13 protein-coding genes are annotated in these 17,304 nt (G+C 51.8%); 8 read left to right on the top strand and 5 right to left on the bottom strand.

Translation table 11 applies throughout. The annotated features are described in order from the left end of the window. Nucleotides 1–120: 120 nt before the first annotated feature. Both CSD97_RS01845 and CSD97_RS01840 read right to left on the bottom strand, forming a co-directional pair. A complete protein-coding gene (locus CSD97_RS01845; protein ID WP_098031890.1) occupies nucleotides 121–1,332 on the bottom strand; it encodes a hypothetical protein in 1,212 nt (403 codons plus the stop codon). After that, nucleotides 1,329–2,645 carry a DUF4270 family protein gene (locus tag CSD97_RS01840; RefSeq protein ID WP_022400618.1) on the bottom strand — a complete coding sequence of 439 codons (1,317 nt, stop codon included), beginning with the start codon at nucleotides 2,643–2,645 and terminating at the stop codon, nucleotides 1,329–1,331. Before CSD97_RS01840 ends, CSD97_RS01845 begins: the two co-directional genes overlap by 4 nt. 242 nt (nucleotides 2,646–2,887) lie before the next feature. Between CSD97_RS01840 and CSD97_RS01835 the strand changes: the two genes are divergently transcribed. Continuing rightward, entirely contained in the window at nucleotides 2,888–3,967 is a 1,080-nt protein-coding gene (locus tag CSD97_RS01835) for a kelch repeat-containing protein (RefSeq protein WP_005825248.1), read from the top strand. A gap of 25 nt (nucleotides 3,968–3,992) precedes the next feature. Further along, nucleotides 3,993–4,325 (top strand): DUF4907 domain-containing protein, encoded by a 333-nt coding sequence (locus tag CSD97_RS01830; RefSeq protein WP_005825250.1) that lies wholly within the window; start codon nucleotides 3,993–3,995, stop codon nucleotides 4,323–4,325. Here the strand turns inward: CSD97_RS01830 and CSD97_RS01825 are convergent. Then, entirely contained in the window at nucleotides 4,322–5,269 is a 948-nt protein-coding gene (locus CSD97_RS01825) for a hypothetical protein (protein WP_061412812.1), read from the bottom strand. The genes CSD97_RS01830 and CSD97_RS01825 overlap by 4 nt on opposite strands. 188 nt (nucleotides 5,270–5,457) lie before the next feature. Here CSD97_RS01825 and lpdA point away from each other — a divergent pair, with 188 nt between their 5' ends. Next, nucleotides 5,458–6,816 carry a dihydrolipoyl dehydrogenase gene (lpdA, locus tag CSD97_RS01820; RefSeq protein ID WP_098031889.1) on the top strand — a complete coding sequence of 453 codons (1,359 nt, stop codon included), beginning with the start codon at nucleotides 5,458–5,460 and terminating at the stop codon, nucleotides 6,814–6,816. A gap of 34 nt (nucleotides 6,817–6,850) precedes the next feature. Then, nucleotides 6,851–7,273, top strand: coding sequence for a DUF2007 domain-containing protein (locus CSD97_RS01815; RefSeq protein WP_005825260.1), 423 nt, complete (start codon nucleotides 6,851–6,853; stop codon nucleotides 7,271–7,273). Nucleotides 7,274–7,281: 8 nt separating this feature from the next. Here the strand turns inward: CSD97_RS01815 and CSD97_RS01810 are convergent, their stop codons facing one another. After that, nucleotides 7,282–8,553, bottom strand: a complete 1,272-nt coding sequence (locus tag CSD97_RS01810) for a M1 family aminopeptidase (protein ID WP_022400617.1) — start codon at nucleotides 8,551–8,553, stop codon at nucleotides 7,282–7,284. Between the two features lie 177 nt (nucleotides 8,554–8,730). On the opposite strand from CSD97_RS01810, the gene dacB reads away from it, so the two are divergent. Next, nucleotides 8,731–10,170: a D-alanyl-D-alanine carboxypeptidase/D-alanyl-D-alanine-endopeptidase gene (gene dacB, locus CSD97_RS01805; protein WP_022400616.1), complete on the top strand. Its 1,440-nt coding sequence runs from the start codon at nucleotides 8,731–8,733 to the stop codon at nucleotides 10,168–10,170. A 97-nt stretch (nucleotides 10,171–10,267) separates the two neighbouring features. Here dacB and CSD97_RS01800 read toward each other — a convergent pair whose 3' ends face one another. Continuing rightward, entirely contained in the window at nucleotides 10,268–11,179 is a 912-nt protein-coding gene (locus CSD97_RS01800; protein ID WP_022400615.1) for a helix-turn-helix domain-containing protein, read from the bottom strand. 222 nt (nucleotides 11,180–11,401) lie between these two features. On the opposite strand from CSD97_RS01800, the gene CSD97_RS01790 reads away from it, so the two are divergent. From CSD97_RS01790 to CSD97_RS01780, 3 genes are read left to right on the top strand one after another with little or no spacing between them, the layout of a single operon-like run. Beyond that, nucleotides 11,402–12,508, top strand: coding sequence for an efflux RND transporter periplasmic adaptor subunit (locus CSD97_RS01790; protein WP_034523281.1), 1,107 nt, complete (start codon nucleotides 11,402–11,404; stop codon nucleotides 12,506–12,508). A 37-nt stretch (nucleotides 12,509–12,545) separates the two neighbouring features. After that, nucleotides 12,546–15,725 (top strand): efflux RND transporter permease subunit, encoded by a 3,180-nt coding sequence (locus CSD97_RS01785; RefSeq protein ID WP_098031888.1) that lies wholly within the window; start codon nucleotides 12,546–12,548, stop codon nucleotides 15,723–15,725. A 29-nt stretch (nucleotides 15,726–15,754) separates the two neighbouring features. Beyond that, nucleotides 15,755–17,161, top strand: a complete 1,407-nt coding sequence (locus CSD97_RS01780; RefSeq protein ID WP_022400613.1) for a TolC family protein — start codon at nucleotides 15,755–15,757, stop codon at nucleotides 17,159–17,161. The last annotated feature ends 143 nt before the right edge of the window (nucleotides 17,162–17,304 follow it).

The following is a 17,304-nucleotide window of genomic DNA, read 5'->3' as shown; positions in this document are numbered from 1 at the left end:
TTGGATCTATAGTTCCAGCGTGCTGCATCTATATATGCAACGCGTTGCATATATAGATCCAACAAATGATAATCATTCGGTGTAAAATCCGTGTAATCTGTGGTGAACCGGAACCTTGTATTACTTTAGTTTTGCTCTCGAAATCCTTTCCCCGAACGTCAAGTTCAGATTCAGGCTGAATCGGCTTTCCTGCATCAGATTGCTGCGTGTGTTCAGTTGTTTCCGCCAGGTGGCGCCCAGCGAAAGATAGGAGTACCGGATGGGGAAGCTCGCCCCTACACTGGCTTCCAGATACTGCATCTTCCCGCCTTTCAGGTTGATATAGGAGTTGCCGAAACCTATTCCGCCCATCAGCTCGGTGGAACGTGCCAGACGTGGCTTGGTAATGTAGCTGCCTCCCAGGTTCACTTTGTGCTGGTTCTCGTATTTCATGGAAGTGTAGGAGGAGGAGTTGCGGCTCCAGTCCAGGTAGTTGTAGTCGGCGGTCAGCACCCAGCGTTCGGTGGTTATGCTGAGGCCGGTGCCGAGGTGCATGGGCAGATATTGTGTACGGCTGTGGTATCCTTTATCGAGGTTCTCGCTGGTAGATGAGTTGCTGTAAGTCAGTGTATTGTCGTGGCTGATGGGAAGGGAGGGAGCAAATACCAGCCCTGCCGCCCACTTCCGTTGTCCGGTCGCACCCCATTCGTAATGTATGCCGAAGTCCGCATAAAAGGCCTGTTTAGAAGATTCGTACTTTACGACGGCGCTTTCCTGCGTTTCGCTTTGCGTCACTGTGCCCGCTATCATCCCCAGGTTGATGCCGACCGACAGTTGCCTGCTCAGTGCAAAGGCATTGGTGACGTAGCACCGGTATAGTCCGCCCGTACCCTCAAAGAGCGAGTAGGTGTAGTTGCCGGGCATTCCCTTTATCTCTTCTTCGGTCTGGATGACATAGCCCACACTGCTGTATGGTGCTGCACCTACAAGGGCATACCAGCGCGGCAGGACACGGAAGCCCATGCTGATGCGGTTGGGGTTGCCGGTGAAGTTGGAGCTGTGTTCGCTCAGAAAGGAGTAGCGGGCATATGAGGCAGATACACCCACATCGAACGTGAAGCAGGCGGTGTCCATGCGGGTGATGGCTGCGGGGTTCAGCGTGTTCAGAAATCCGGTACGGTTCAGGGCGATGCCCGTGTTGCCCATGCCGGCATAACGTCCGCCGTCACCGGCACTCAGTTCGCCCACTCCGTACATGGAGGTGGGCAGGTTGGTGGTGTTCTGGGCCACGGCGGTGAGGCTTGCCGTACACAGACTGCACAGCAGAAGGGGAATCCGGTAATGGCGTTTCATTGCTCGTTGTATATTTTGAATCTTACGTCTAATCTGCATTGTCTCTCTTGTTCGGGGTCGTTGGTGAAGATGACCTGGTTGAAGGTGGTGGTGCTTTCTTCGTCTGTCAGACTCATCAGCAGTTTCTGCCGCTTGATGCCCGAAGTGCCGTAATTGTTGCGGATGAATTCGGTGAGGTCGAAGGAGTAGTAGGTCTCTTTCCCGTACATCTCGTCGATGGTCAGGTCGCCGGTCTGTACGGTTACGCCGTCACTGCCGTATACGTAGTCCTCCAGCACATTGTTCTCGTCCGTGATATAAAGGCGGATGTCATTGGGAAGCTGGCTCACTTCGTTGTAGCTCCGGGCCAGAGGATAGAGGTAGAGTGTGGCGCTCTCTATGGAGACTATCTGTCCGGCACTTCCGAGGCTGTTGAGGTAGGGGAATTCCAGTTGGTTGTAGTAACCCGTCAATCCCTGCATATAGGCCAGGCAACCCATGTCGTTGGAGTGGACGAGGTTCTCTATTCCGCTTTTCAGGGAAGCAAGGTGGGTGCCGGTGGGGTCGTGCCGGATACCGGTATAGGCATAGTCGGTGTTTACGCTGAAAGTCAGCACTTGTCCGGTACGTTGGTTGGAGACTTCCTGGTAGTGGAGGTTGATGCTCATGGCAGAGTCGTTCACCATGAATCCGGTGATACACTGCCCGTCGTTTTCGGGAACAAAGACCAGTCCGGGGAATTTCTTCTTGAACTTGTCTTGGGTATCGAAGTAGTCATCTTGGGCCACGAGGTCATTCAGCAGTTGTTGTCCCCATGAGTCGGGCAGGCGGACGCTTACTTCCTTCTTCCGCCCCGGGCAGGGGGTGAAGGTAAAGCTGAAGAGTGGGGCATCTTCCGTCGGGAGTACGGTGCTGTTGTAAAGGTCCTCGTCGTTGTCCAGCACGATAGGGCTTTTCAGCCGGTAGATGGAGATGCGCTGTTGCGTCAGGGTATCTCCCCAGAAATGGCCCGAAGGTATCATTCGCAGTACGAGGGAGTCGAGGGTATAGGTATAGTCTGTGTTGGGGGTGAAGTCGGACGTGGAGTATTCGGCATAGTAGGTGGCGGATACTTCTCCCCAGGCGCTGCTCCGGTAATGTCCTAGCTGGCAGATGCTGTCGCCCCGGGTCTCTATGGAGTCTAGCAGGATGGTGCTGATGTCTACCGAGCAGGTGTCTGCGTATACATTATAGAAGGAGCTTTCCACGAGGCTCTTTCCAAGCTGCGAGTTCTCGTCCTGGCAGGCGCAGAAGATAGCGAGGACTGCGAATAAGCTGTACAATGACTTCTTCATTTCTGTTCTTTTAGTTGGCGGCAAAGGAAAGGCAAAACTTTTATATCTTCCTACAAAAATCGGCGTTCGGACGGTTTTTATCGGTAAAGGCGTTTAACGGGAATTTCGGACTGTTCGTCGGTTATTTTTGTCGGTGTGGTTGCGGTGGTTTACTTTTGCGGACAGACAAAAAGGACCTCCCGCAGCTTCTTGTTTTGGAAAGTGGGAAGTATAAAGCTTAATCATTAAAAAAACAATAAACAATGAACAGACTATTGGTAGGAATAATGTTGCTGGCCATCGTGTGCATTGCCGGCAGTTGTACGGACGAGGATGAATACACTCAGGGGCAGTGGATGAAGAAAGCCAGCTATAACGGTGTGTACCGCGCTTATGCCTCCGGCTTCACCATCGGCAATTATGGATATTTGTGTGGCGGCTTCTACGGAGCGAACAAGGATTACCTGAACGACCTTTGGGAGTATGACATGAGCCGGAACAGCTGGACGCAGTGTGCCGACATGCCCGTTGCCGGGCGCAAGGCTGCCGTGGGCTTTGCCGTGAATGGCAAGGGATACATTACGACCGGTTCCGTAAAGGACGGCTCCTCGTCCTACTGTGTAGCAGATACCTGGGAGTATGACCCTGCCACGGATACCTGGACACGGAAAGACGACTTCAAAGGTGGAGTACGCGATGGTGCCCTGGCTTTCAGTATAGGCGGATATGGCTATGTCGGTACGGGCTGCAACAGCGACGCTACCGGCAGCGAGAGTGCCTACAAGATGGACTTCTACCGTTTCAACCCCAATGGCGCCGAAGGTTCGCAATGGGAAGCGGTGAGCGGGTATGGAGGCGAGAAGCGCTACTTCGGTACGGCATTCGTCATCGATGAGGTGGCCTACATCTGTTGCGGGCGAAACAACAGTACCGATCTGGTGGATTTCTGGAAGTTCGACGGAAGCAACTGGACCCAGTTGCGTGACATTGCCGATACGGACTCCGACAATGACTATGACGATGACTACGCCATCACACGGTCCGAAGCCGTATCCTTCGTCATCGGTGGAAGGGGATTTGTGGCTACGGGAATACGTAACAGCACTTCCTTGAGCAGCGACTACTGGCTGTACGACCCTGACAAGGACTTATGGTACGGCGATTCCGATGACGACTTTACCCCCATTACAGATGTACATAATTATCCTTCCGGTGCTTCTTCGCGCAGGGCTGCCGTTGGTTTCTCTACCGGCGAACGTGGTTTTGTGCTGACGGGAACAAGTGGTACCAGCTACTTTGATGATGTGTACGAACTTCTACCCGATGAGGAAGAGGAAGTCTGATTCGCCCCATAATTGAACGGAACTTATGAAGCTGATGTTTATTATGATAAAGATAGGTGTACCGGCTGTGATGGCGGTATGCCTTTCTTGCTGTTCGGGTCATACTGCCGGCGGTGGCAATGAGTTGAAATGCCGGGTGATGGAGGTGGAAGGCGGTTACGGCTACGTGGTGCTGCATGGAGCCGATACCCTGATATATCAACCTTTTATACCTGCTTTGAGCGGTCGCCTGCCATTTGCAACAAAGGTGGAAGCGCTGGCGGCCGGTCGGCTGGTATGCCGTAAGCTTGCCGATGGGCAAGCTCCGGCATTGAGCAGGGAGGAGGTGGAGTCTTGTCTGACAGACACCGGACTCTAATCTTCTAAAGAATCCTTTACTTCGTGATGTATTTCCGAGCAGTCATAAGGGTATCTCTGCATGAATTTACCCTTGAGTACCTTCTTTGTATCGCTACCGGGACGTGAAAGAGTGGCGGTGAATGTCACTTGAAGCCGTTTGTAGTAGATGGTTGAAGTGTATATGTTCCATTTCATACCTACTATGTCTACTTCAAAATGTTTATATCTCAGTTCGTCTTCTTTGTAATACTTGCCTTGGTTGATGAAGAATAACAGTTGTTGTCCCATGATTATTTTTCCGTCTTCTATGTGGTTGGGCAGATAGATGCTACGTTTCTCCGGGTCTATGCTTTTGAAGGTTTCATCAGAGTGCCCATCGGGTATGAATGCGTATTCTGTCCATTTATTGATGAATGGATAGTAGTCATGCTTGTCGGTTGTGTTTCCCAGATTTTCATTTTTATAGGTACTCTTATCAGGTCCTGTTCCGGCTTCTTTCACTCCGTCACCTTCTTCCACGCTGTATTCGATGGACTCTATCTGATAGAAGTTAGTGCACGGTTCTTGGTGTATGATGATTTGTTCCTTGTAGAGTCCCGTTTTCATCTCAAGGTTGATGATGAGGCTACGGGATTCACCTAAGTCAAAGTTGTCTTTAAAGTGCAGGATGAGATGGCTGTCGGTGTCCCGTTCCAAGTCCCACCATTTATAATGCAGGCTTCCCGTACCTTCCAGTTGTGGGAGCTTGTTGCCATCCATCATGAGGTCTCCCCATGGGGTGGTGATGGAGGTTATGCGCCAGTCGCCGCGTGTTAGGTCTATCTGCAGGGTAGAGGCTTCGCCCTTCACGGTAGTTTCCTGAAAGGGCGAGAGGCGGATTTCATCGCTATCATTGCAAGCCGTCAGGCCGCAAAGGAAAAGAGCGAACAAAAGGATGGATTGGAATAAGTCAGTCGTTTTCATGTTGGTTATTATTTGATTATGTCCATTGGACGTGGCATTCTTTGTAAATGCTGCACGACAAAGATAATTATTTCCTCTTTACGCTGTATTCTCCGAAAGAAAGAAGTACTCTTTTTTGCCGGATAATACGGGTTTTATTAACTTGCGCACAAATTATCGCTAATCATTAACCACTAACCATTAATTCCATGAAATACCAAGTTGCCATTATCGGTGGAGGTCCTGCGGGATATACTGCTGCCGAAGCTGCCGGAAAAGCAGGATTGAGTGTCGTACTATTTGAGAAGCAGAGTCTCGGTGGAGTGTGCCTGAATGAAGGGTGTATCCCTACCAAGACCTTGTTGTATTCGGCCAAGACCTATGACGGAGCCCGCCATGCTTCGAAGTATGCGGTCAGTGTGCCCGAAGTATCGTTTGATTTGCCCAAGATTATTGCCCGCAAGCAGAAGGTAGTACGCAAGCTGGTATTGGGAATCAAAGGAAAGCTGACTGCCCATGGTGTGACGATTGTCAGCGGAGGGGCCACAGTGACGGACAAGAATCATGTGGAGTGCGGCGGAGAAACCTACGAATGCGATAACCTGCTGCTCTGCACCGGTTCCGAAACCTTTGTCCCTGCCATTCCCGGCATAGACAAAGTGTCCTATTGGACTCATCGTGATGCACTGGATAACAAGGAACTGCCCGCTTCGCTTGCCATCATCGGCGGCGGTGTCATCGGTATGGAGTTCGCTTCTTTCTTCAACAGCCTGGGAGTGCAGGTAACCGTCGTCGAGATGTTGGACGAGATACTGGGAGGCGGTATGGACCGAGAGCTGGCGGGTATGCTCCGTGCAGAGTACGCTAAGCGGGGAATCAAGTTCATGCTGAGTGCAAAAGTGGTATCTGTTGCACAGGATGCTGCCGAAGCTTCTTCCCTTATCCAGGTGAATTATGAAACTGCCGACGGTCCCGGTTCTGTCGTTGCCGAAAGGCTTCTGATGAGTGTCGGGCGCCGTCCGGTAATGAAAGGCTTCGGATTGGAGAATCTGGGCTTGGAAAGAACGGAACGCGGAAATGTCTTTGTCAACGGACAGATGCAGACCTCCGTTCCCGGAGTATATGCTTGCGGTGACTTGACGGGATATTCCTTGCTGGCGCATACAGCCGTCCGCGAGGCGGAAGTAGCCATACATTCCATCATTGGCAAGAAGGATGCCATGAGCTACCGTGCCATCCCCGGCGTGGTATATACCAATCCCGAAATAGCCGGTGTGGGCGAGACGGAAGAATCCCTTCAGAAGAAAGGCGTAGCCTACCGTGCAGTGAAGCTGCCGATGGCGTACAGCGGTCGTTTCGTCGCCGAGAACGAAGGTGTGAACGGTGTCTGCAAGTTACTGTTGGGTGGCGACGATACCGTATTGGGGGCACATGTTTTGGGTAATCCCGCTTCGGAAATCATCACGCTGGCAGGCATGGCCATCGAGCTGAAACTTACTGCCGATGGATGGAAGAAGATTGTCTTTCCGCACCCCACGGTGGGAGAGATATTCAAGGAGGCATTGTAGAACCCATGACTATTGTTTCATATAAACATAAAAGATGAAAACCGTAAAGCTAATCACCTGCGACGATGCCTTCCAGGCACACGTCATTCAGGGTGCCTTGAAGAATGAGGGCATTGCGTCTGTTTTGCATAATGAAAACATGTCTTCCGTGATGCGCGGATATGTCCGTGATGTCACGGGAGTGGATATATTTGTTTATGAAGATGAATATGACAATGCCCTCCGCCTGCTTGAACGGAACCAGATGATTCCGGAACAGTTGAGGTACTGCCCCCATTGCGGTTCGGATGAGATTAAGTTTGTGCTGAAGAAGAGCCATCGGGTGCGTGCTGTGGTGGCTGCTGTTATTGCGGCATTGTCGGCCGCACCTCCGGGCACTGAGCATTGGGAGTATGTATGCAGGAAGTGCGGCACTCATTTTGAGAAGCCGGTGGCGAAAGGAACAGTTGAAGAATAATTAGGTGTTTATTCTTTTAACCGCTTTTCAATCCAGACCCGGTTTTTACGTCCCAATCGGCTTTCCGCAAAATCCAGGAAAGCCGATGTGTCTGTTATATGGGCTTGGATGACACCTGCCAGAAAGTTGAAGAAAGGTTCTTCACCCACCCGGACAAGCAGGTCGGCGAGTAGTACTGACCCTTTCCTATAGAGGGCAAGATGCGCTTCGCGGTCGTTGCGGTCAATACCCCAGATAGGACGGATATGGCGTGTTTCCTTACGGTAGGCGTCGATGTAAGCGGCATAGGCTTTTTCGCCGCGGGCGTGGCGTATGTATTGCAAAGCACTGAATTCGGCAAAAGATTCGTTCAGCCAGTCGTGCCAAGATTCCACCGGAGCCTTGTTCCACCAGAAGTGGCCGATTTCGTGGGCGGTGTTCTTGAGTACATATTCATTGAATGTTCGGGAACTGAGCATAATGAAATTTTTACGGCTGTACCCTCCTGAGGTGCCGGAAGCTGAAAGCAGGAATTTCATGTAAATATCCTCATCTCCCGCAATTTTATAAAGGCGTCGGAAGAATTTCAAGGCATTGTGGCAACATTGAAGTGCCGAGTCTGCACCGGCATCCGGGAAGTCTGTATAGATAAGTTCAATGGTAGTTCCGTTATCATTGATGCGGCGGCTTTTCAGCATGGGTGAAGCCAGGATAACATTGTCGAAATTCTCCCAAGGTTGCTCCATTTCCCATATCCCTTCTTCTGTATGGGAAATAATACCTGAGCCGCTCACCGTATAACCGTCAGTGATGCCGATTCGTAAGTGCGAATAATCTGCCCGGTTACCGTTGCAGACAGGATACCATCCCGTATAGTAACCAAGTTCAATCCAATGGTCATTGAATGATTTTGCAGGGCCCTGCACTTCCTGCATGTAGAGTGTGTAACGGGTATTTATGCGGCAGCGGTCATCGGCTCCTGCCGGCCGGTAGAGGGTCAAGGTCCGTCCGTCGGGAATGAATTGGGCAGGTGCTGGGGCAAGCGTATCGAAACGGTAGGTTATCTCCCGGCTGCTGTGGCGTAGTGTGTCGATACGGGCATGGCGCCATAGTACCAACGAGATTGAGTCACTGTCATGGAAATCGACTTCAAACGAACCGCCAACTTCGACTTGTCGGTTCGGTACATCAATCTGTACGGTTAAGTCATAACTGACAATGCGCGGAGATTCTTGTGCCCGAAGCATGGGGGAGAAAAGGAGGCATATTGTAAAGCTGGCAATTGTAAGTTGTAGTTTCATGGTACATCAATTTTAGAGTGATAGTAACTGGGAGATTTTGCCTATGCAATCTATGCAAAAGTAGTATTTTTAAAGGAATATTAAGATGGATGGCTGGATATAATTTATGAAAAGACTACCTCGTTGTTGTTCATTTGTAAGATTGTCGTACTTTTGCCTTTAAAGATAAATATATTTATGAAAAGGATATTGTTGCTGTTAATTTTATCCGTCTGCCTGCTCCCATTATGGCCCCAAGAGACGGTAACTCCGGTGAAGCCGCTCTCTGCGCGGATTGATGCGTTGATAGAACACAAACTTCCCGCAGGCTCTAATGTGGCCATTTCGGTCTATGACCTGACTGCCGGAAAGCCCTTGTACGGCTATCAGGCGGACAAGCTTTCCCGTCCCGCTTCCACCATGAAGCTGCTGACCACCATTACCGCCCTTTCCCGTCCCGAAGCCGACGAGCCGTTCCGTACGGAAGTGTGGTATCAGGGAACCATTGAGCGCGATACCTTGCAGGGGGATATATATGTGATAGGCGGTTACGACCCGGAGTTTGATGAAGAGGCATTGGATTCCCTGGTGGCTACCGTGGCCCGTTTCCCCTTCTCTGTCATCAAAGGCAAGGTGTATGGAGATGTCTCCATGAAAGACTCCTTGTACTGGGGCAGCGGCTGGTTGTGGGATGATACTCCCTATTCCTTCCAGCCCTACCTCTCACCGCTGATGCTGAATAAAGGAGTGGTGAAGGTTACCGCCACACCCGGCGAACGGGGCGACAGCGCACGCCTTGAATGCACTCCCGCCTCTTCCTATTATACACTGACGAACAAGACCCAAAGCCGTACCCCTTCTGCCGGACGTTTCCGTGTGTCGCGCGACTGGCTGGTGAACGGGAACAACATCACCGTGACGGGCAACGTCGATGCCCGCCGTGCAGGTACGGTCAATATATTTTCTTCGCAGGACTTCTTCATGCATACCTTTATGGAACGGTTGCAGGCACGGGGCATCCGGTGCATTCCGGCGGTAGATGCGGAAGTCTCTTACCTCTTCGGCGAGTTCAGGCAAGACAGCCTCTCCGTACGGATGGCTTCCTACGAAACTTCCGTGCAGGATGTGGTGAAACAGATAATGAAGGAGAGCGATAATCTCAATGCCGAAGCCATGCTCTGCCGGTTGGGTGTGCAGAGCAGCGGAAAGAAGCGTGTCTCTGCCGAGGACGGGCTTTCTGCCATCCGCATGCTGATAAAAGAGATGGGATATAACCCCGATAGGTATAATCTGGCAGATGGTTGCGGTCTTTCCAATTACAACTACATTTCACCGGAACTCTTGGTTTCTTTCCTGCGATATGCCTACTCGCGTACGGATGTTTTCCAGAAACTTTATAAGGCTTTGCCCATTGGCGGCGTGGACGGTACACTGGAGTTCCGCATGAAGAAAGGCACCCTTTCCCACAGAAATGTACATGCCAAGACGGGTTCCTTTACCGCCATCAACTGCCTGGCCGGCTACCTTAAAGCCCGCAACGGACACGAGATAGCCTTTGCCATCATGAACCAGAATGCACTGTCGGGCAGGGAAGCACGCGCTTTCCAGGATGCGGTGTGTGATGAAGTGATACGTTGAGGTTTAGCCATCGTAAAGTTGACCTTTAGCGTCGTAAAGTTAAGGTTTAGCTTCCTAATGCAGACCTTTACGGAGTGAGCCCCAAGAGTAGGGGAAATCATTCCTCTTTCGTATTGCGGTAGCGTGCCGGAGACATACCCAGATAAGACTTCACATACTTCCCGAAGAAAGACTGGTTGGGGAAATTAAATTCTTCTGCAATCTCCTTGATGGACTTGTCCGAATGCTTCAGCCGGTACTTGATGTGTTCAATGGCATTCTCGTTTATCAAGTCCAGCGGTGTACGTCCGCATGCCTGCTTGATGACCTTCGAAAAGTGTTTGGGGCTATAGCAGAGTGCATCGGCATAATATCCTACAGAACGGTGTATGCCGTTGTCTTTGGACAACATCTCTATAAACTTACGCAGGATATAGTCGGACTGTTTGATGCTTTCTTTTGTATCGACTGTCATTTCTGAAGGGTTCACTTCTTTGTTGAGGTGTCCCAACATCTCACAGAAAATGGCAGAAAACAAGTATTGCATCACTTCCCTGTGATAGTGATGAGGCTCGTCGTTTATCTTTGCCATAAGCAGTTCCCGGTAGAATTTGAAGATTTCCTTGTCCCCTTCCTCCCCGACAGACTTTATGGGATTGTTGTGGATATGCATAACGGTATTCCATGTATCCTTCTCCATCTTGACCACGCGTTGTAGGAACTGTGTGGAGAATGCGGCAAGCCTTATCTTGTGCTTTGGGCTTACCATCGCGTGGCTGATAATGGTATTGGGAAGGCCGAGCAGTAAGTCGCCTGCTTCCAGTTGGTAGGTTTTGTAGTTGACGTCCAACTGGATGCAGCCTTCTAGACAGATAGCGATAAGGAAGCATCCCAATCTTATTGTATCTTCATTGTAGGGGCTTCCCTCCAGACTATTGATTATGACAAAGTCATTGTCTACATAGTCAAGGACATGTTCGCTGTTTTTAAAGTCCGCGATTTCTACGATTTTTATGTTCCCTTTCTCCATATTCTTCCTTTTTCGTTTTGCAAAGTTGGTGAATAATGGGAAATATGGGATGTTCCATTATGCGGCTTTCTTGTTCTATATGTCATTTATAGACAATTCATTATCCTTAAAAAAGATGAATGTCGAAAAAGGAACATCTTTGGAGTGTAATTGGTCATTATGGCGTTGTTCCTTTCTCCTACTTTTGCCACCAGTTTTAACAAAAAGACAATGAGAAAAAGTATGATTACATTGAACAGGAAATGGATACGGCTGATAGGGATTGTCGGTTGTACAATGTGTTTGGCATCTTGCAAGCAGGCATCGGATGCTTCCGGAATGAAACCTTCTTATGCTACCATGAAAGTGGAGGCGACGGACAAAGAGCTTTCCACTTCGTACTCAGCAACGATACGCGGACGGCAGGACATAGATATTTATCCGCAAGTGTCGGGCACCATCGAGAAGCTTTGTGTGACCGAGGGGCAGAAGGTGCGCCGGGGACAACTGCTTTTCATCATCGACCAGGTTCCCTACAAGGCTGCACTCAAAACGGCCGTTGCCAATGTGGAAGCGGCACGTGCCGCACTGGCTACTGCCGAACTGACTTATAACAGCAACAAGGAATTGTATGCGCAGAAAGTGGTTTCGGAATTCAGCCTGAAGACTGCCGAAAACAGCTACCTTACCGCCAAGGCACAACTCTCGCAGGCCGAGGCCCAGGAGATAAGCGCACGCAACAACCTCTCCTATACGGAAGTGAAGAGTCCCAGCGACGGGGTGGTGGGGGCATTGCCCTACCGTGCAGGGGCATTGGTCAGCCCCAGCTTGCCGCAACCGCTGACAACGGTCAGTGACAACAGCGACATGTACGTTTACTTTTCCATGACCGAGAACCAGTTGCTCGCCCTGACACGCCAGTACGGCAGCATGGACGAGGCGCTGAAGAACATGCCGGCGGCAGAGCTGCGTCTGAACGACAATTCCGTCTACGACAAGAAAGGTACCATCGAGTCCATCAGTGGTGTCATCGACCGCCAGACGGGTACGGTAGTGGCACGCGTGGTCTTCCCCAACGAATCGCGCCTGCTCCATAGCGGGGCATCGGGCACGGTGGTGGTGCCTGCCACGTATAAGAACTGCATTGTGATTCCGCAAGAAGCCACCGTACAGTTGCAGGACAAGACGTTGGTATACAAGGTAGTGGATGGCAAGGCCGTCTCTACCCTGATTACCGTGGCAGGAATAAATGACGGACGCGAATACGTGGTGCTGGACGGACTGAAAGTGGGTGACGAGATTGTTTCCACAGGTGCCGGACTGCTGCGCGAAGGAACGCAAGTGAAATGATGATTGCTATTTTATCAACTATCAATGACCCATTAAGATGAAAGGAAACATATTTATAAAACGGCCGGTGATGGCTATCTCCATCTCCGTACTGATTCTGGTGATAGGGCTCATTTCGCTCTTTACGCTGCCGGTGGAACAATATCCTGACATTGCGCCTCCTACGGTATATGTCAGTGCCAACTACACCGGCGCCGATGCCGAAGCCGTGCTGAACAGTGTCATCATGCCGTTGGAGGAGAGCATCAACGGTGTGGAGAACATGATGTACATCAGTTCTACCGCCACCAATGCCGGTTCTGCCACCATACAAGTCTATTTCAAGCAGGGCACGGACCCCGACATGGCTGCGGTGAACGTACAGAACCGCGTATCCAAGGCGCAGGGACTGCTGCCCGCCGAAGTGACGAAAATCGGTGTGACTACCCAGAAGCGGCAGACCAGCTTCCTGCAAATCGGCGCTTTGGTGAGCACCGACGGGCGCTACGACCAGACGTTCCTTGCCAATTACCTCGACATCAACGTGATTCCGCAAATCAAACGTATCGAAGGTGTGGGTGACGTAATGGAGCTGGGTGATACCTACAGTATGCGCATCTGGCTGAAACCGGAACGGATGGCGCAGTATGGACTGGTCCCTTCGGATGTGACCGCCGTATTGGGCGAGCAGAACATCGAAGCGCCTACCGGTTCGCTGGGCGAGAATTCAAAGAACGTGTTCCAGTTTACGATGAAGTATCGCGGACGTCTGAAGAGTGTGGAGGAATTCCAGAACACGGTGGTACGCTCGCAGAGTGACGGTTCCGTGCTCCGTCTGAAGGACGTGGCGGATGTGGAGCTGGGTACGCTGACCTATAGTTTCCGCAGTGAGATGGACAGCAAGCCGGCGGTACTTTTCATGATGTTCCAGACGGCAGGCTCCAACGCAACCGCCGTCAACAAGCAGATTACCGCACAGATAGACGAGATGAGGAAGAGCCTGCCCGAAGGGACGGAATTTGTGACGATGATGAGTTCCAACGACTTCCTCTTCGCTTCCATACACAATGTGGTGGAGACACTGGTCATTGCCATTATACTGGTAATTCTGGTGGTGTATTTCTTCCTGCAGGACTTCAAGAGTACGCTTATACCCTCCATTTCCATTATCGTGTCGCTGGTCGGCACGTTTGCCTGCCTGGTGGCTGCGGGGTTCAGTCTCAATATCCTGACGCTGTTTGCGTTGGTGCTTGCCATCGGTACGGTGGTGGACGATGCCATCGTGGTGGTGGAGGCGGTGCAGTCCAAGTTCGATGCCGGATACAAGTCCCCTTACCTTGCCACGAAGGATGCGATGGGCGATGTGACGATGGCCATCATCTCTTGTACCTGCGTGTTCATGGCGGTATTTATCCCCGTGACGTTTATGGGCGGTACTTCGGGCGTGTTCTATACGCAGTTCGGTGTCACGATGGCAACGGCGGTGGGCATCTCCATGATTTCGGCATTGACGCTTTGTCCCGCCTTGTGTGCCATCATGATGCGTCCGTCGGACGGTACGAAGAGTGCGAAGAGCATCAACGGACGGGTGCGTGCGGCATATAATGCCTCGTTCAACGCCGTGCTGGGCAAATATAAGAAAGGTGTGATGTTCTTCATCCACCGCCGCTGGATGGTGTGGACTTCATTGGCGGCTACCGTCGTATTGCTGGTTTACTTGATGAGCACCACCAAGACAGGGCTTGTGCCGCAGGAGGACCAGGGTGTCATCATGGTGAACGTCAGCACCTCACCGGGAAGCACGCTGGAAGAAACTACGAAGGTGATGAACAAGCTGGAGGACATCCTGAAAAACACTCCCGAGATAGAACACTATTCCAAGGTGGCAGGATACGGATTGATGTCCGGTCAGGGCACTTCCTACGGTACCATCATCATCCGTCTGAAGGACTGGGGCGAGCGGAAGGGGAGCGAACACACGTCCGACGCTGTGGTGGCCCGTCTCAATGCACAGTTCTACGGTGTGAAGGAGGCACAGATATTCAGCTTCCAGCCGGGTATGATTCCGGGCTATGGTATGGGTAACTCCCTGGAGCTGAACCTACAGGACAGAACGGGTGGTGACATGGCTACGTTCTACGAGGCAGTGATACAGTTTCTGGGTGCGTTGAACCAGCGTCCCGAAGTGGCTATGGCGTATACCTCTTATGCCATGAATTTCCCGCAGGTATCGGTAGATGTGGATGCTGCCAAGTGCAAGCGTGCGGGTATCTCGCCGGGTGCGGTGCTCGACGCATTGGGCAGCTATTGCGGCGGTGCCTATATTTCCAACTACAATCAGTTTGGTAAGGTGTACCGCGTCATGATGCAGGCATCGCCCGAATATCGTCTGGACGAACAAGCACTGGGTAATATGTTTGTGCGCAACGGTACGGAGATGGCTCCGGTCAGCCAGTTCGTGACGTTGAACAAGGTGCTCGGTCCGGAGACGGCAAACCGTTTCAATCTGTACAGCGCTATCGCCGCTAATGTGAATCCGGCGGAAGGATATTCGTCCGGTGAAGTGCAGAAAGTGATTGCGGAAGTGGCAGAACAGACATTGCCGCTGGGCTACGGTTACGAGTACGGAGGTATGGCACGTGAGGAAGCCAATACTGGTGGTGCGCAGACTGTCTTTATTTATGCCATCTGTATCTTCCTTATCTATCTCATCCTGGCATGTCTTTATGAGAGTTTCCTGATACCGTTTGCGGTCATCTTCTCCGTACCGTTCGGGCTGATGGGTTCATTCCTCTTTGCCAAGGTTCTGGGATTGGAGAACAACATCTATTTGCAGACGGGTGTGATTATGCTGATTGGCTTGCTCGCCAAGACGGCCATCCTGATTACGGAGTATGCCATCGAGCGGCGCCGCAAGGGAATGGGCATTGTGGAATCAGCTTATTCGGCCGCCCAGGTCCGTTTGCGTCCTATCCTGATGACGGTGCTGACGATGATATTCGGTATGCTTCCGCTGATGTTCTCGAGTGGTGCGGGCGCCAACGGTAACTCTTCGCTGGGTACGGGCGTAGTAGGCGGCATGCTCATCGGAACGCTAGCGCTGCTTTTCGTCGTTCCGGTGTTCTACATCATCTTCGAGTACTTACAGGAGAAGGTTCGTCCGCCAATGGAGGAAGAAGCCGATATGCAGGTATTGCTTGAAAAGCAGAAGAGTGAGGCAGAACGGGCAAAAGATTGAGGAAAATAAAATAAAAACAGATTGGAACAATGAAGAAACATATCATCCTATTGTCCGCCGCCGGTTTGCTGTTCAGCAGTTGCGGCGTGTACACCAAATACAAACCCGCTACCGAGGTCCCCGACGGCCTCTACGGGGAAGAAATAGCCACTTTTACGGAGAGCACCGACGGTTCTCCGGTGGCTCCCGAAGACAGCCTGGACCTTGGCCTGGGCGGCATGGACTGGCACGAGCTTTTCACCGACCCACATCTGCAGGCACTCATCGAACAAGGGTTGCAGAACAATACCGACTACCAGTCGGCACAGCTTCGCGTGGAAGAGGCCGAAGCCACCCTGCTGTCCGCAAAGCTTGCCTTCCTGCCCTCCTTTGCCCTTGCGCCGCAGGGCACGGTGAGCAGCTTTGACAGCCACAAGGCCACACAGACCTATTCGCTGCCCGTTACTGCCAGTTGGGAGCTGGATGTTTTCGGCCGCATGCGCAATGCCAAGAAACAGTCGAAGGCGCTCTATGCGCAGAGTCAGGACTATCGCCAGGCCGTGCGTACCCAGCTCATTGCCGGGATAGCCAATACTTACTATACCCTGCTGATGCTGGACCAGCAGCTTGCCATCTCCAGGCAGACCGAAGAGACGTGGCGGGAAACCGTTGCTTCCACCCGTGCCCTGATGAATGCGGGCATGGCGAACGAATCCGCCGTGTCGCAGATGGAGGCCACGTACTATCAGGTGCAGACTTCCGTGCTTGATTTGGAAGAACAGATAAACCAGGTGGAGAACAGCCTTGCGCTGTTGCTGGCAGAGACGCCCCGTCATTACGAGCGCGGTGTGCTGGCAGAGCAGCAGTTCCCCGTGGGCTTTTCTATAGGGATTCCTGTTCAGATGCTTTCCTGCCGTCCTGATGTCCGCTCGGCTGAGCGGACACTGGAAGCGGCGTTCTACGGCACCAATGCGGCGCGCTCTGCCTTCTATCCCTCCATCACGCTGGGCGGGAGTGCGGGCTGGACCAATTCCGCCGGTTCAATGATTGTGAATCCCGGCAAGTTCCTGGCTTCGGCAGTGGGTTCGCTGACGCAGCCGCTCTTTGCCCGCGGGCAGGTCATTGCACAGTACCGCATAGCCCGTGCCCAGCAGGAGGAGGCTTCCCTTGCCTTCCAGCAGACATTGCTGAATGCAGGCAGCGAGGTGAACGATGCCTTGACTGCCTGGCAGACAAGCCTATCCAAAAGCGAACTGCTGGACAAGCAGGTAGCTTCCTTGCAGACAGCTGCCCGCAGCACTTCCCTGCTGATGGAGCATGGCAACACCACCTATCTGGAGGTGCTTACCGCCCGGCAGACATTGCTCAACGCTCAACTGGCACAGACGGCAAACCGATTTTCTGAAATACAAAGCCTGATTAACCTCTACAAGGCGTTAGGGGGAGGTCAGGAATAGAGTGTCATCATACTACTCTCTCTGCATCTTCACTTTAAATGTGAAGGAAGGGCTGTCCGGGAAGTGATTCCAGGCAGCCCGTTTTCAATGAATAGGAGGGATCAAATGGAGGCAAGTATTTCTCTGGACAAATTATTGCAGTT

It is taken from the genome of Bacteroides sp. AR29, from assembly GCF_900217715.1.
Classification (GTDB): Bacteria; Bacteroidota; Bacteroidia; order Bacteroidales; family Bacteroidaceae; genus Bacteroides; species Bacteroides uniformis.
This window is presented reverse-complemented; position numbering and strand designations above follow the sequence as displayed.

Coding starts and splice junctions, on each gene's coding strand:
- CSD97_RS01845 (WP_098031890.1), bottom strand. CDS start 1,332: ATGAAACGCCATTACCGGATTCCCCTTCTGCTGTGCAGTCTGTGTACG.
- CSD97_RS01840 (WP_022400618.1), bottom strand. CDS start 2,645: ATGAAGAAGTCATTGTACAGCTTATTCGCAGTCCTCGCTATCTTCTGC.
- CSD97_RS01835 (WP_005825248.1), top strand. CDS start 2,888: ATGAACAGACTATTGGTAGGAATAATGTTGCTGGCCATCGTGTGCATT.
- CSD97_RS01830 (WP_005825250.1), top strand. CDS start 3,993: ATGAAGCTGATGTTTATTATGATAAAGATAGGTGTACCGGCTGTGATG.
- CSD97_RS01825 (WP_061412812.1), bottom strand. CDS start 5,269: ATGAAAACGACTGACTTATTCCAATCCATCCTTTTGTTCGCTCTTTTC.
- lpdA (WP_098031889.1), top strand. CDS start 5,458: ATGAAATACCAAGTTGCCATTATCGGTGGAGGTCCTGCGGGATATACT.
- CSD97_RS01815 (WP_005825260.1), top strand. CDS start 6,851: ATGAAAACCGTAAAGCTAATCACCTGCGACGATGCCTTCCAGGCACAC.
- CSD97_RS01810 (WP_022400617.1), bottom strand. CDS start 8,553: ATGAAACTACAACTTACAATTGCCAGCTTTACAATATGCCTCCTTTTC.
- dacB (WP_022400616.1), top strand. CDS start 8,731: ATGAAAAGGATATTGTTGCTGTTAATTTTATCCGTCTGCCTGCTCCCA.
- CSD97_RS01800 (WP_022400615.1), bottom strand. CDS start 11,179: ATGGAGAAAGGGAACATAAAAATCGTAGAAATCGCGGACTTTAAAAAC.
- CSD97_RS01790 (WP_034523281.1), top strand. CDS start 11,402: ATGATTACATTGAACAGGAAATGGATACGGCTGATAGGGATTGTCGGT.
- CSD97_RS01785 (WP_098031888.1), top strand. CDS start 12,546: ATGAAAGGAAACATATTTATAAAACGGCCGGTGATGGCTATCTCCATC.
- CSD97_RS01780 (WP_022400613.1), top strand. CDS start 15,755: ATGAAGAAACATATCATCCTATTGTCCGCCGCCGGTTTGCTGTTCAGC.